The organism is Oleiagrimonas sp. MCCC 1A03011 (assembly GCF_003267965.1).
Lineage (GTDB): Bacteria > Pseudomonadota > Gammaproteobacteria > Xanthomonadales > Rhodanobacteraceae > Oleiagrimonas > Oleiagrimonas citrea.
On sequence record NZ_MSPY01000001.1, the window covers coordinates 760,371 to 774,670 of the forward strand.

Sequence of the window (14,300 nt, forward strand, 5' to 3'; positions counted from 1 at the left end):
ACGGCACGGTCGATAGCGGAACACGAAGAAGCGCTTGGACAGGGGCATGATTTCACGCCAGGACCCGCACGCACCGAGACCCGCCCAGCGCGGCGCGTTCCTGCGGGCCGCAGGCTTTCTCAAGGCACATCCGATTCTTCTGCATCTGGGCCTGATCCTGGCCTGGCTGCTGCTGTGGCGTCTGTCCGCGCTAATGCAGTATGCACCGCACGCAAGCCTGTGGTTCCCACCGGCGGGACTGAGCTTTGCCGCACTGCTGCTGATCGGCTGGCGCGCCGTGCCAGCTCTGATGCTTTGCGGCGTCGGCGCGACGTTCTGGATCGACCGCATCTACCAGTCGCACACGCCGTGGCGGGAGCTGCTCCTGACCGGCGTCATTTTCGGCGTGGCGCACTGTGCCTCGTACGGCATCGGCGCCGGACTGCTGCGCCGCATCATCCGCCGCAGCACCCTGCATTCGCTACCGGGCATCATCATCGCCTTCCTGGTGCTCGGCTGCCTCGCCGCACTGAGCGCCGCATGGTCGGGCGTCGAATCGCTGCGCGTGGCCGGGCTACTCGCCGCCTCGGCCAATCACGGTCTCTGGCTGCCGTGGTGGGTCGGCGACATGGCCGGCGTGCTGGTGCTCACGCCGCTCTTCCTGGCCCTGATCAGCCAACTGTTTCCACAGATCGAATCCTGGTTCGGCGGCCTGCAGTTCCAGGTCCAGCCCCAGCACCGCTGGCCCTATGCGGGCAAGCTGCTGGTCAGCGTCGTGCTTCTCAGCGCGCTGATGCTCACGGCAGCGCACTTCCGCCAGCCGGAAATCGCCTTCGGCACGTTTTTCCTGATCCTGCCGCAGATGTGGGTGGTGTACACCGAAACCCCGTTCCGCAGCGCACTGAGCATCGCGATCTTCAGCACCGTGCTGGCCTTGTGGGTGGAAATACTCGGCCTGATCGACCAGGCGCTGGTCTACCAGTTCGCGATCTGCGTGATCGCCGCCAACACCTATTTCGGCTTGGCGGTGCCCGTGCTGCTGGCGCGCAACCGGAAGCTGAGCGAGATGGCCTTCCAGGACGCGCTGACCGGCGCGTGCAGCAAGAGCCACTTTTTCGAGGATGGCGAACGCGCGCTGATCGAAGCACGCAAGTATCGACTCCCGGCCGCGCTGATCGTGCTGGACATTGACCGCTTCAAGCGTATCAACGACGAATACGACCATGCCGTCGGCGATCAGGCGTTGATCCGCGTGGCCGAGACCGTGCGTGCGCACCTGCGCGCCGCCGACGTGTTCGGACGTTTCGGCGGCGACGAATTCATGCTGCTGCTGCCCGGAATCGGCCTGCAGCAGGCCCTCGCTGCCGCCGACCGCCTGCGTCTTCACCTGCAGCGCACCGAAGCGCCGGGCACCTCGCAAACGCTGTCGGCCAGTTTCGGCGTCGTGGAACTCGCGCGCGGTGAATCCACGATGCAGGCCTTCAAACGCGCCGACCGCCTGCTGTTGCAGGCCAAGCGTGACGGACGCAACCGCATCGGCAGCGCCGTGCCCGAAACGACGGAGTGAGGCGCGGCGCACAAGGCACCGCGCCGAACGCACCATACGGCGTCAGGCGCCGCCGTGACGTCACTTCTTCTTTTTCTTGGGAATGTACAGGTCCGTGATGGTGCCTTCGTAGACCTCGGCCGCCATGCCCACCGATTCACTCAGGGTCGGATGCGGATGCACGGTCAGGCCGATGTCGGCCGCCTCGCAGCCCATCTCGATCGCCAGCGCCAGCTCGCTGATGAGATCGCCCGCGTGCGGACCGACGATGCCGGCGCCGACGATGCGGTGCGTGTCCTCGTCGAAGATCAGCTTGGTGAAGCCCTCGGTGCGGTCGATGCCGATGGCGCGGCCCGACGCGGCCCACGGGAACTTGCCGACGCCGACCTTCAGCCCCTTCTCCTTGGCCTCGCGCTCGGTCACGCCGACCCAGGCGATCTCCGGGTCGGTGTAGGCCACCGACGGAATCACGCGCGCGTCGAACTGGCTCTTCATGCCGGCGCAGACCTCGGCCGCGACCTTGCCTTCGTGCGTGGCCTTGTGCGCCAGCATCGGCTGACCGACGAGATCGCCAATGGCGAAGATGTGCGCCACGTTGGTGCGCATCTGCCGATCGACCGCGATGAAGCCGCGTTCGGAGACGTTCACGCCGGCCTTGTCGGCGCCGATCTTGTTACCGTTGGGGCTGCGGCCGATGGACACCAGCACGCGGTCGAAGATCGAACCGTCCGGCTGATCGTCGCCCTCGAACGTCACCTTGATGCCGTTCTTCTGCGCCTTGGCCTCGACCACCTTGGTCTTCAGATGGATGCCCTTGTAGCGCTTGGCGATGCGCTGCTGCAGCGGCTTGACCAGGTCCTTGTCCGCGCCCGGCATCAACTGATCCATGAGTTCGACCACGGTCACCTCGCTGCCCAGCGCGGCGTACACGGTGGCCATTTCCAGGCCGATGATGCCGCCGCCGACGACCAGCAGCTTCTTCGGCACGTCGGCCAGTTCCAGCGCGCGCGTGGAATCCATGATGCGCTCGTCGTCCCACGGGAACATCGGCAGCTTCACCGACTGGCTACCGGCGGCAATGATCGCCTTCTCGAAGCGGATCAGCTTGGTGCCGTCGGCGCCCTCCACTTCCAGTTCGTGGGGCGACACGAAGGTGCCCGTGCCCTGCACGGTGCGCACCTTGCGCTGCTTGGCCATGCCGGCCAGACCGCCGGTCAGCTTGCCGACCACCTTGTCCTTGAAGTCGCGCAGCTTGTCCAGATCGATCTTCGGCTTGCCGAAGGAAATGCCGTGCGCGGCGATGGCTTCGGCTTCCTCGATCACGGCAGCCGCGTGCAGCAGCGCCTTGGACGGAATGCAGCCGACGTTGAGACAGACGCCGCCCAGCGAGCCGTAGCGTTCGACCAGCACCGTGTCCTGATCCAGATCGGCGGCGCGGAACGCCGCGGTGTAGCCGCCGGGGCCGGAACCGAGCACCAGCACCTGGCAGGTGATGTCGGCCTTACGGCCCGTCTCGGAAGCAGCCGATGCGGCCGGCGAAGATGTCGGCTGCTCGGCGGCCTTGGCCGGTGCAGGCGCAGGCGCCGGTGCGGGAGCGGGCGAAGCGGTCGGCGCCGACTCGGACTTGGCGTCCTTCGCATCACCGTTGGACGCGCCGTCCTCGACCTCCAGGGTCAGGATCACCGAACCCTCGGCAATTTCGTCGCCCTCCTTCACCTTCAGCTCGACGACCTTGCCGGCAGCCGACGCGGGAACTTCCATCGTCGCCTTGTCCGACTCCAGCGTGATCAGGCCCTGCTCCTTCTCCACCCGATCGCCGGGCGCGACGAGCACCTCGATGACGGGCACCTTGTCGAAGTCGCCAATGTCGGGAACCTTGATCTCGATGGTCTTGGCCATGCCTGAAAATCCTTACTTTTTCTCGTTGCCGCCATCGGCGGCGTGGGGATCGTCTGCGGGCGTCGAAGCGGGCGACGCTTCGGCGATCTCGCGTTCGACATCGCGCACGGCGTCGTTGCCGTGGCGATGTCCGGGGTCCTGCGCATCGGGCCCGCGCGGTGCGCGCTCGTCCTCGCCGTCCTCCGGAGGACGGCGCCAGGTACGCACATGCAGGTCGCGCTGCGGGAAGGGAATCTCGATCTCGTATTTTTCCAGCGCCGTGTGCAGCGCCCAGTAGTAGGCCGCCGTCACCGCGCCCGGTCGACGCGTGGCCTCGGCGTTGAGCCAGACCACCAGCTTGAAGTCCAGCGAGGAATCGCCGAAGCCGGTCAGCCACACCTGCGGCGCGCGCGGCCCCTCGTTGGTCAGCGTGAACGGCACCTCGGCGGCGGCTTCCAGCGCGGCCTTCTTCACCAGTTCCTTGTCGGTGCCGTAGGCGACGCCGAACTCCACCTTGATGCGGCGCGAGACCTCGCGCAACGTCCAGTTCACCACTCTGCCGTTCACGAACTCCGAGTTCGGCACCAGAATGTCGATATCGTCGTTGGTGGTGATGCGCGTGGCGCGGATGTGGATGTCGCGCACATGACCGTGCACGCCCGAGGCCAGTTCGACGAAATCGCCGACCTTCAGCGTGCGCTCGAACAGCAGGATCAGGCCGGAGACGAAATTGTTGAAGATCGCCTGCAGACCGAAGCCCAGGCCCACACCCAGCGCACCGGCGAACACCGTCATCTTCGCCATCGGCACGCCGGCGACGTTCAGCGCCACCAGGATGCCGATCACCATCAGAAGGTAGTGCACCACCCGCTCGATGGTGTAGATCGACGACTGGTTCACCTGACCGTGCTTGTTGCCGTAGCGCCGCAGCAGGAACTTGATGACCGCCGAGGCGACCATGAACAGCACCAGCAGCAGCACCGCGAACAACACCGAACCGACGGTGATCTTCACCCCGCCGATCTCGTAGCCGTAGTTCAGCCACTCGCCCACCTGCTTCACGCCATGCTCGACGGCCTTCTTGGGCGCGTCGGGGATGACCGAATCGGGGGCGAGCCAGGCGAGCATCAGCGGCGGGTCACAGCAGCAGACGACGGATGTCGCCCAGCGTGCGGGCCAGGTACGCGGCAAAGCGCGCAGCGTCGGCGCCATCGATGACGCGGTGGTCGTACGACAGCGACAGCGGCAGCATCAGGCGCGGCTGGAAAGCCTCGCCGTCCCACACCGGCTGCATCGACGAGCGCGACACGCCGAGGATGGCGACTTCCGGCGCGTTCACAATCGGCGTGAACGCGGTGCCGCCGATGCCGCCCAACGACGAAATCGAGAAACAGCCGCCGGACATCTCGGCCGGACCCAGCTTCTTCTCGCGCGCCTTTTTGGAGATCTCGCCCAGCTCGCGCGCCAGCTCCAGCAGGCCCTTCTTGTCGCAGTCGCGGATCACCGGCACGACCAGGCCATCCGGCGTGTCCACGGCGATGCCGATGTGGAAGTACTTCTTCAGGATCAGCGTCTCGCCGGAAGCATCCAGCGAGGCATTGAACTGCGGGAATTCCTTCAGCGCCGCAACCACGGCCTTGATCATGAAGACCAGCGGCGTGACCTTGAGGCTGTCGTTCTCCTTGGCCAGGCGCTTGCGGAAGGCTTCCATCTCGGTGATGTCGGCCTGATCGTGCTGGGTCACATGCGGAATCATGGCCCAGTTGCGGGCCAGATTGGCGCCGGAAATCTTCTTGATACGCGAGAGCTTCTTTTCCTCGATCTCGCCGAACTTGGCGAAATCGACCTTCGGCCACGGCAACAGGTCCAGACCGTTGCCGCCGCCGGAACCGCCGCTCGGACGCGCGCCGGAGGCCAGCGCATGCTTGACCCACGCCTGCACGTCCTCGCGCTGGATGCGTCCCTTGCGACCGCTGCCCTTGACCTGATGCAGATCCACGCCGAGTTCACGGGCGAAGGCACGCACGGCCGGGCTGGCGTATGGCGCATCGCCCGGCATCACCACGCTGGCGTCGAACGGCACCGGCGGAGTGCGGGTCTCACCGGCATCGGTCGATGCCGCGCCGCGACTGTCCGCGGGCGCCGGGGCCGGAGCAGGCGCTTCGGCCTTGCTCGGTGCGGGAGCTGGCGCAGGTGCAGGGGCCGGAGCAGACGCCTCGGCTTGTTCTTCACCACCGCTCGAAGCGCTGTCGTCCGCCGGCTCGTAGGTCGCGATCACACTGCCTTCGGCAACTTCATCGCCCTCGCTGACCTTGACCTCCTTGATGACACCGGCGCCGGGCGACGGCACCTCCATCGTGGCTTTGTCCGATTCCAGCGTGACCAGGCCCTGGTCCTTCTGCACCGAATCACCCGGCTTCACCAGTACTTCGATGACGGGAACGCCGTCGAAATCACCGATATCCGGTACGCGAATTTCCTGGACTTGGGCCATGGATCCTCCTGGCGGGGTTGAGCTGAAACCGGTGATAACGCCGGCGAACGTGGGGGGAACGTCCATGATATGACGAATCGACGCGCTTGTTTCATCTTGCGCGCCGAATCTGGGCAAAAAATCGCTCTCTATCGAGCCAAAAACGCCCGATCAGAGCTTGTCGGCATCGATCTTGCGCACATTCAGGTCGCGCTGCGGGAACGGAATGGAAATGCCTTCGGCGTCGAAGCGCTCCTTCACCGCGCGCACGAAGTCGGTCTGCGTGGCCCAGAAGTCGGGCGCCTTCGTCCAGCCCCGGATCACCAGATTGACGCTGCTGTCGGCCAGTTCGGTCGTCCACACGCCCGGCGCGGGATCGTCCAGCACGCGCTTGTCGGCCTTCAGCAGATCGCGCGCCGCGTCCATCGCCTTGCCGATGTTCGCATCGTAGCTGATGCCGACCGCGACTTCGAAGCGTCGCGTGCCGCGGGCATTGAAATTGATCACCGCTTCGCCGCCGACCTTGGCGTTGGGAATCACCACGTCGCGGCCGTCCGGCGCGATCAGCCAGGTCTGCATCAGGTCGATGCGGTCGACCGTGCCCAGGAACGATCCCACCTGCACGAAATCGCCGACCTTGAACGGCCGGAACATGATCAGCAGCACGCCCCAGGCCAGATTCGACAGCGATCCCTGCAGCGCCAGACCGACGGCCAGGCCAGCGGCACCCAGCACCGCGACGAACGACGCCGAGGGAATGCCCGCCGTGCTCAGCGCGGCGATGATGACCATCACCAGCAGCAGTCCGAACAGCGCATTGCGCAGAAAAGCGACCAGGGTGATGTCGACCTTGGCGTGATTCATCGCGCGCCGCCCCATGTTGGCCACGCGACCGGCGATCCAGATGCCGATCACCAGCACCAGCAACGCGATCAGCAACTTGATGCCGTATGACTTGAGATCGGCTGCCAGATGATCGGGCAGGCCGAGTCGATTGAAGAGATCCGTCATGGCTTCGCCTTACTTCCACAATGAAAAATAAAGCATCAGGTTACCATCGCCCCGCCGGCTGCCCGACCATTCCGCAGCGCGTTCGGCGACGACGCCTGCTTCCGGTACATTGGCGGTTCATTTCCACGCACGCACCGACATGGGCAAACCTCGCGCACCCGCCGACCCCGATCGCGTCATCGCGCCCGGCACCATCGCCGCCAAGGGACAATCCGGCGACGCCAACGCGCTATGGCGCTATGAAAAGCACCGCCGACAGAATCTGCAGGCCACGCCGGGACCGCATGCCGTCGCACTGGTGCTCGACCGCCTGAAAGCCGACTTCAACGTGCCCAAGATCTTCCGCAGCGCCGAGGCCTTCGGTGCGCACGCCGTGCATCTGGTCGACGTTGGACCGTTCGACCCGGCACCGGCCAAAGGCGGATTCAAGCATGTGCCGGCGCGGTTCCACGAGCGCTTCACCGACTGCGCCACGGCGCTGGCACAGGACGACTTCACGCTGGTGGCACTGGAGCCGTTCGCCGACGAACTACTGCACGAAATCGAACTGCCTCCGCGCTGCGCGTTCGTGCTCGGCCACGAACTGCACGGCCTGAGCGAAGAGGCTCGCGCGCAAAGCGGCGCGCGCTTCGTGCGCATCCCACAGTGGGGTGCGGTGGACAGTCTCAATGTCGCCGTGGCCGCCTCGGTCGCGCTGTATGAATTCACGCGCCAACACGGCACGCCGACGCCCGCGCCACGCCGCAACGCGCAGCGCTGACCCCCGACGAACCTCAGCCGCGTTTTGCCACAGCCGTGAAACGCTGCACCACTGCAACCGTGCCCAGATGCCAACCCAGCCAGGCCAGTACGGGAACCGCAATGGCCTTCAACGCCAGACTGATCAACGTGGTGCGATTGACCTTGGCGATCAGCGCGCGTGTCAGCTCCGGATACTGCGCCTGCGCCAGCAGATCGACGCTCGAATGCTGGAAGCTCTGCCACTGCGCGAACAACAGTACGCCGCTGGCCAGTGAATAGGCCGCCAGCGCGAACGCCAGCCAGCGCAGCAACGGACGCGCCCAGCTTCGCCACAGCAGTACGCCAGCCGATGCGCTGAGCGCGAGTCCCGCCACCAGCACATACACGGCATCCCAGGCCAGCATCCAGCCCATCCGCGAGGATTGCGCGGCCGCTGCATCGCCGATCAAGTGCATCAACCGCCACGCATGCATGGCGTACTGCAGCACACCCCAGGCGGTCAGCAGCAGCACCAACCAGACGACGATACGCAGAAGAAACAGGTGACGTTCACTCATGGGGACGCTTGCAGAGTCTTCGAAACAGTCTTTCAGTCTAACTGCTTGTGCCATGCGTCACCGCCTGCCACGAAAAAGGCCGGCAAGCCCGGAAGGCTTGCCGGCCCGAGTCGCGTCATCCGGCCACACGGCCCGGAGGCCCGCATCGCCGGCGCACCGGATCAGCGGCGCGAGATCGTGAAAGCGCCCACGTCGATGCCCAGATCGACGCCCTCGCCGGTCCCGGCCAGCGCCAGCGACACGGTGCCCTTGGTCAGCACCTGCGCCGAGCTGGACTTGACTACGCCGGCATGCGCCTGGGCCTGGGCGTAGCGACCGAGCACGTCGGCGATCGTGTGCACATCGGAAAACCGACCCTTGCCATCGTCGATGTGCCACTTACCGGCCGTCAGTCCTGCGCCCTTCACAGTGATCTTCACGGGCATGCTGGTGCCGTCGGCGCAGGTGACCATTCCGGTCCCTTCGGCATGCTTGTAGATGGCGGACCAGCCCGTCATCGAATACGTGAGCTTGCAGTCCAGCGTCGGCTTCGCGGCCATCGCCGGCACGGCCATCGCCGCGCAACCAACCAGCACCGCACCCATGAGCATCGAGCGTCGAATGGTCATTGATTACCTCCTTGCGTGGGTTCAACGTGGAACGGCAACCAGTCTTGTCGGGCGTCGATGAATCGCGGCAAAAGTCCGTATGATCTTGTTCAGGAAGTATTTCGAACGCGGCGTCGGGTGCGTTTGGACGCGACCGGGCGCATACTACCTGTCATGACAAGTATTGGAGGCGTCATGAGCAAGCACTACCTGGTGGGATACGACGGTTCAGCATCCGCGGACCGCGCCTTCGCATTCGCCGCAGATCAATCCCGGCATGACGGCGGCCGCATCCGCGTCGTCTCCGCGCTGCAGGTGACCGAAGCCGGGGCCGATTCCTGCGCGGCCATGATGACCGACGAGGGCGCGCGCCAGGCCCGAGACATGCTGAACGCGCTGAAAAACAGCGCATCCGATCTGGGCAGTCGCATGGATACGGAGGTCGTCTACGGCAGTCCGGGCGATGTGCTGCTGGCGCAGGTCGCTGCGCACGGCATCGATCACATCGTGGTCGGCCACAGCGGCCGAGGCGTGCTCGCCCGCTGGCTGATCGGCTCGGTCTCCGACGACATCCTGTCGCGCGCACGCGTGCCAGTCACGGTGGTGCGCTGACTGCCGACCCGCACCGCTGGTGTTTTTCGGGGCGGCTTGACTATGCTAGTTGTCATAAGAACGTCACACGCGGCCCGGTGACGAACCGAGCACGCGTCGTGCACGCAAGGAGACCTGCCCGATGCAAGATGCCAGAGCGCTGCCCTGGAAACTCGAGGACATCGACTTCACACGCTTCGACGCCGAGAAGGCTCGCGCGGACGAAGACCTTATCTGCCTGATCTGCGCGTCCTCGTTCATCGAAAGCGGCTCGGATCTCTACACCCGTAACCTGGTCGAGCACTACCGGGACGATGAGGCGGTCCGAACCTGGCTCGACGACCACTGGGAACACGAAGAGCTGCAGCACGGCCGCGCCCTGGCCACCTACGTCCGCCACGCCTGGCCGGACTTCGACTGGGACAGCGCCTTCGCCGACTTCTTCGCCGAATACGGCGCGGTGTGCACCAGCGAAGAACTGGAACCACGCCGCGGCCTGGAGCTGGCCGCCCGCTGCGTGGTCGAGACCGGCACCGCCAGCCTCTATCGCGCGATCCACACGCAGACCGAGGAACCGGTGCTCAAGCAGCTGACCGAGTACATCAAGAGCGACGAAGTACGCCACTACAGCCACTTCTACAAGTACTTCCGGGCCTACGAGAAACGCGAGCGCAACGGACGTTGGCGCGTGCTGCGCGCGGTGTTCCGCCGTCTGATGGAAATCCGCAACGAGGACGGCGACATCGCACTGCGCCACGTGTTCGCCTACCGCCGCCCGGAGCTGAACGAAGACCCCGAGGCCTTCAAGCAGGCCAGCAGCCGCATCTACGGGCGGATCCGCAAGCATCTGCCTGCGGAGATGACGGTGAAGATGCTGCTCAAACCGCTGAATCTTCCGCCGCGCCTCAGCGCCGGCCTGCAGACTCCACTGACCAAATTGACCGAGCGCTTCGTGCTGCGCTGAAGCCGACACGCATCATGCGCACCGCGATGGCCGCTTCGCGCCCTGCGACGCGAAGCGGCACCTGCCTCACTTCTTCTTGGGCAACGGCTTCCATTTGGATGCATCGAAGCCACCGACCTCGAATTCGAGGTCGCGCTCGCCGCTGCCCTTCATGCGCACCTTCATGTGAATGACGGACGCCTTTTCCAGGCGTGCGATGAAGCCCTTCTCGTCCCGGAACATCAAGGCAGGGCGACCGCCCTGCGGCACATAGGCCTTGAGCTTGACCGTGGTGTCGTCGAACTTCACCGGGACAGTGCAGTTGCCCTTGCAGACGAATCCCTGGCTACCGTCGGCATAGAGAAACACGCTCAAGCCCCAATCACTGTGCCGACGCAGGATCAGGCGCAGATCGAGCGCCGCCGGACGACTGACACCAATCGCCGCTGTGCTCTGCGTGCCGCCCGCCATCGGCGCGACTTGGTACACCCACAGGCGCTGCAGCCGCTCCTTGGTCGCCTTGGCCTTGGCCTTGGCGCGCAAGTCGTCGAGCTGCGGCTTCACCTCGGCCGCAGCCTTGGTGTCGGGATACTTGGACACGATTTCCTCGCCCAGCGGCACCGCCAGGCTGTAGCTCTTCATGTCCACCATCTTCTGATAGGTCGTCAGCGCATCCTGCGCACGCGCTTCGGTCGCCGCCTTGCGCGCTGCCGCCTGCTGTTCCGGGGTCGGCCCCTTCGAGCAGGCGCCGAGCGCCGCCAGCATCACCACGAGCGCCGCAGCGCGGCGGGCAGTCCTGTACATCATCGAACACGCTCCGAATGCATCGACGGCCTCGCCGTCAGTCACCGGCCAGTGTATCGGCTACCGCAGGCGCCTTCAGCTGCCGCTGCCGTTCGTGGTCTTGTGCATGTCCGGCGCGGGCTTGGCCATCACCTCGACATCGCCCCGGTGCTTCTGCGCATCCTTGATCATGTCCCTGTCCAACGGACGGATGCGGCGGATCTGGCAGGGAACCCCCGTGTTCGACGGGATGATCGAGTCGAAGGTCGCGCTGACCTGCTCCATGTGCGAAGTGATCGAGATCGCCGGCGTGTATTCAAGCCCCGGACACGACGGCAGGTCCATCAGATAGACCCGCCGGGGTGTCACGTAGGCCACCACCTGATGATCGTTGATCGGATCCCAGGCATAGAACCCGCGGATGGAATTGAGCTGGATGTGATTGACCGGCTGGCCGGCCGCGGCCTCGAACCGGGCCGCGCGCGCGGCCCGGTCCTGCGAGGACGGCACACTTGCACAAGCCGCCAGAGGAATCAGCATCGATGCCAGAACCCACGTACGCGCTTTCATCACACGATCCTCCAGTCAGGAGCTTGCGTTGTATTGAACCAGACCACCGCCCGCCGAGCGAGTTCAGGCAGCTTCCGGCTTGCGCAGACTGTCGTTGTCGATCACGAAACGGTAGCGGACGTCGCCGCGCAGCATGCGCTCGTAGGCCTCGTTGATCTGCTCGATGCCGATCACCTCGACATCCGCCGCCACGCCGTACTCGGCGCAGAAGTCCAGCATTTCCTGTGTTTCGCGGATGCCGCCGATCAGCGAACCGGTCAGACGCTTGCGACCCCGGATCAGCGAACCGGCGCTCAGCGCCTGCGGTTCCGGCAGACCGACCAGGACCATGGTGCCGTCGCGGCGCAGCAGGCCCAGATAGGCGTTGTAGTCGTGTGCAGCGGAAACCGTGTCGAGGATGAAATCGAAACGGCCGGCATGCTGCGCGAAGACGTCCTCGTCGCGCGTGGACAGGAAATCGTCCGCCCCCAGCGCCAGCGCGCTGTCGCGCTTGCCCGGCGAATGGCTGAGCACGGTGACGTGCGCGCCCATGGCCTTGGCCAGCTTCACGCCCATGTGGCCCAGACCGCCCAGGCCGACCACGGCGACCTTGTCGTCCTTGCCGACGTCGTAGCGGCGCAGCGGCGAATAGGTGGTGATACCCGCGCACAGCAGCGGCGCGGCGCGATCCAGCGGAATGCCCTCGGGCACGCGCAGCACATAGTTCTCGTCGACCGTGATGCGGGTGGAGTAGCCGCCCCAGGTCGGCCGGCTCTTGTCCAGCTTGCCGTCGGTGCGCTCGTAACCGTTGTAGGTCACGCTCATGCCTTCGCTGCAGAACTGTTCCTCGCCGTCCAGGCAGGCCTCGCAATGACGGCAGGAATCGACGAAACAGCCGACACCGACGGTATCACCCTCTTTCCAACGCTCGACCTGGTTGCCGACCTTGACCACGGTACCGACGATCTCGTGGCCAGGCACCATCGGGAAGATGCTGCCGCCCCAGTCGTCGCGCGCCTGATGGATATCGGAATGGCACACGCCGCAGTAGCGGATGTCGATGAGTACTTCATGCGGTCCCGGCTCGCGGCGCTCGATGGCGAACGGGGCCAGCGGTTCGGTGGCAGACGGGGCGGCCCAGGCGGGGGTCTTCAGCATGGCTCGGCTCCTGTATGTCGAAACGACATTTGAATTAATATACTGAGCGGTGCAGCCTAACACGGCGCACCTCTTCTTCCCTGTACAAAGCCTCAACGCATGGCCCATGACGCCCCCGCGAACGCCGCGCCGCTTCGCGCCTACCCCGCATTCGTGCATTTCTGGATCGCACGCATGGCCTCCGGCTTCGGCTTCCAGATGCTGTCGGTCGCCGTTGGCTGGCAGATCTATGCGCTGACCGGCAACGCTTTCGACCTGGGCCTGGTCGGCCTGGTGCAGTTCGTGCCCTCACTGCTGCTGGCGCTGCCGGCCGGACACATCGCCGACCAGTTCAATCGTCGTCGGATCGTGGTGACCTGCCAGGCACTGGAATGGATCGCCATCGCCGCGCTGGCGCTGGGCAGCTGGCAAGGCTGGCTGAGCGAAACCGGCATTCTGACGCTGCTGTTCGTCATCGGCCTGGCGCGCGCGGTGGAATTTCCGACCCGACAGGCCATGGTGCCCGGACTCGTGCCCGCCTCCGTGCTGCCACGCGCGATGGCGATGAACGCTTCGGCGATGCAGGTGGCGATGATCGCCGGTCCGGCCGCGGGTGGCTTTCTCTACGTCGCCGGCCCGGATGCTGTGTACGCCACGGCCGCGATGCTGTACCTGGTCTCGATCGCGCTGCTGGCGCGCCTGCGCTACGACCACCGCCCGCCGCGCCGCGAGCCGGCGACGCTGAAGACCGTGTTTGCGGGCGTCAGCTTCATCCGCGCGCGACCGGCGATTCTGGGTGTGATCTCGCTCGACCTGTTCGCCGTGCTGCTGGGCGGTGCGACGGCGCTGCTGCCGATCTTCGCCCGCGACATTCTGCACACCGGCCCTTGGGGACTGGGCCTGCTGCGCGCCGCGCCGGCGGTCGGCGCGCTGCTCATGTCGGTGTGGCTGGCGCGGCGCACGATGCAACGCCGCGTGGGCATGATCATGTTCGCCTCGGTGGCCGGCTTCGGCGTGGCCACCGTGGTGTTCGCGCTCTCGCACGTGCTGTGGCTGTCACTGCTGGCGCTGGCCGCTCTGGGCGCGTTCGACATGGTCAGCATGGTCATCCGCGGCGCACTGGTACAGCTGGACACTCCGGATGAAATGCGCGGCCGTGTCAGCGCCGTCAACTCGATCTTCATCAACACCTCCAACCAGCTCGGCGAATTCGAGTCGGGCATGATCGCGGCGTGGGTCGGCGCGGTCGGCTCGGCGCTGGTGGGCGGCCTGGGCACGCTGGTCGTGGTCGGTCTGTGGATGTGGATGTTCCCGGTGCTGCGTCGACGCCAGACCCTGGAGAATCCTGCGGAAGAACAGCCTCCCGCATCGCCCTGACGCCTCGCCTGTACATCGCACGCATGCGCGGTGCATGGCCGGAAGCGCCCGCAGGACGCTGAAACCGACGGCTGGTGACGCGGACGCCCGGCTGAGCGAGTCGAATACCGCTCTTCCGCGCGCCCGTATGACCAGATTATGTCCCTTA

General features: G+C 65.7%; 14 protein-coding genes. 5 read left to right on the top strand and 9 right to left on the bottom strand.

The genetic code is table 11. The annotated features are described in order from the left end of the window. Positions 1 to 46 precede the first annotated feature (46 nt). Positions 47 to 1,546, top strand: a complete 1,500-nt coding sequence (locus tag BTJ49_RS03465; protein WP_113063925.1) for a diguanylate cyclase — start codon at positions 47 to 49, stop codon at positions 1,544 to 1,546. A gap of 60 nt (positions 1,547 to 1,606) precedes the next feature. Here BTJ49_RS03465 and lpdA read toward each other — a convergent pair whose 3' ends face one another. From lpdA to BTJ49_RS03485, 4 genes are all read right to left on the bottom strand, one after another. Beyond that, positions 1,607 to 3,424: a dihydrolipoyl dehydrogenase gene (gene lpdA / locus BTJ49_RS03470; protein WP_113063926.1), complete on the bottom strand. Its 1,818-nt coding sequence runs from the start codon at positions 3,422 to 3,424 to the stop codon at positions 1,607 to 1,609. Between the two features lie 12 nt (positions 3,425 to 3,436). Then, a complete protein-coding gene (locus tag BTJ49_RS03475; RefSeq protein WP_113064041.1) occupies positions 3,437 to 4,531 on the bottom strand; it encodes a mechanosensitive ion channel domain-containing protein in 1,095 nt (364 codons plus the stop codon). Positions 4,532 to 4,541: 10 nt separating this feature from the next. Beyond that, positions 4,542 to 5,897, bottom strand: a complete 1,356-nt coding sequence (locus BTJ49_RS03480; RefSeq protein WP_113063927.1) for a dihydrolipoyllysine-residue acetyltransferase — start codon at positions 5,895 to 5,897, stop codon at positions 4,542 to 4,544. 150 nt (positions 5,898 to 6,047) lie between these two features. Continuing rightward, positions 6,048 to 6,887, bottom strand: coding sequence for a mechanosensitive ion channel domain-containing protein (locus BTJ49_RS03485; protein ID WP_113063928.1), 840 nt, complete (start codon positions 6,885 to 6,887; stop codon positions 6,048 to 6,050). Positions 6,888 to 7,026: 139 nt separating this feature from the next. Between BTJ49_RS03485 and BTJ49_RS03490 the strand changes: the two genes are divergently transcribed. Further along, the gene (locus BTJ49_RS03490; RefSeq protein WP_113063929.1) at positions 7,027 to 7,647 is read left to right on the top strand and encodes a TrmH family RNA methyltransferase; all 621 of its coding nucleotides are present in this window, start codon (positions 7,027 to 7,029) and stop codon (positions 7,645 to 7,647) included. A 13-nt stretch (positions 7,648 to 7,660) separates the two neighbouring features. Here the strand turns inward: BTJ49_RS03490 and BTJ49_RS03495 are convergent, their stop codons facing one another. Further along, complete coding sequence (locus tag BTJ49_RS03495) at positions 7,661 to 8,185, bottom strand: hypothetical protein (protein ID WP_113063930.1); 525 nt, start codon at positions 8,183 to 8,185, stop codon at positions 7,661 to 7,663. Positions 8,186 to 8,346: 161 nt separating this feature from the next. Next, complete coding sequence (locus BTJ49_RS03500; RefSeq protein WP_113063931.1) at positions 8,347 to 8,793, bottom strand: hypothetical protein; 447 nt, start codon at positions 8,791 to 8,793, stop codon at positions 8,347 to 8,349. Positions 8,794 to 8,967: 174 nt separating this feature from the next. Here BTJ49_RS03500 and BTJ49_RS03505 point away from each other — a divergent pair, with 174 nt between their 5' ends. Further along, complete coding sequence (locus BTJ49_RS03505) at positions 8,968 to 9,384, top strand: universal stress protein (RefSeq protein ID WP_113063932.1); 417 nt, start codon at positions 8,968 to 8,970, stop codon at positions 9,382 to 9,384. Between the two features lie 121 nt (positions 9,385 to 9,505). Further along, positions 9,506 to 10,327: a ferritin-like domain-containing protein gene (locus tag BTJ49_RS03510; RefSeq protein ID WP_113063933.1), complete on the top strand. Its 822-nt coding sequence runs from the start codon at positions 9,506 to 9,508 to the stop codon at positions 10,325 to 10,327. A gap of 66 nt (positions 10,328 to 10,393) precedes the next feature. Here BTJ49_RS03510 and BTJ49_RS03515 read toward each other — a convergent pair whose 3' ends face one another. From BTJ49_RS03515 to BTJ49_RS03525, 3 genes are all read right to left on the bottom strand, one after another. Continuing rightward, the gene (locus BTJ49_RS03515; protein ID WP_113063934.1) at positions 10,394 to 11,113 is read right to left on the bottom strand and encodes a hypothetical protein; all 720 of its coding nucleotides are present in this window, start codon (positions 11,111 to 11,113) and stop codon (positions 10,394 to 10,396) included. Between the two features lie 72 nt (positions 11,114 to 11,185). Next, positions 11,186 to 11,659 (bottom strand): DUF6491 family protein, encoded by a 474-nt coding sequence (locus tag BTJ49_RS03520; RefSeq protein WP_146742254.1) that lies wholly within the window; start codon positions 11,657 to 11,659, stop codon positions 11,186 to 11,188. 63 nt (positions 11,660 to 11,722) lie between these two features. Continuing rightward, positions 11,723 to 12,796: an NAD(P)-dependent alcohol dehydrogenase gene (locus BTJ49_RS03525; RefSeq protein WP_113063936.1), complete on the bottom strand. Its 1,074-nt coding sequence runs from the start codon at positions 12,794 to 12,796 to the stop codon at positions 11,723 to 11,725. 99 nt (positions 12,797 to 12,895) lie between these two features. Between BTJ49_RS03525 and BTJ49_RS03530 the strand changes: the two genes are divergently transcribed. Beyond that, on the top strand, positions 12,896 to 14,152 hold the full coding sequence (locus BTJ49_RS03530) for an MFS transporter (RefSeq protein ID WP_113063937.1): 1,257 nt from the start codon (positions 12,896 to 12,898) through the stop codon (positions 14,150 to 14,152). Positions 14,153 to 14,300 lie beyond the last annotated feature (148 nt).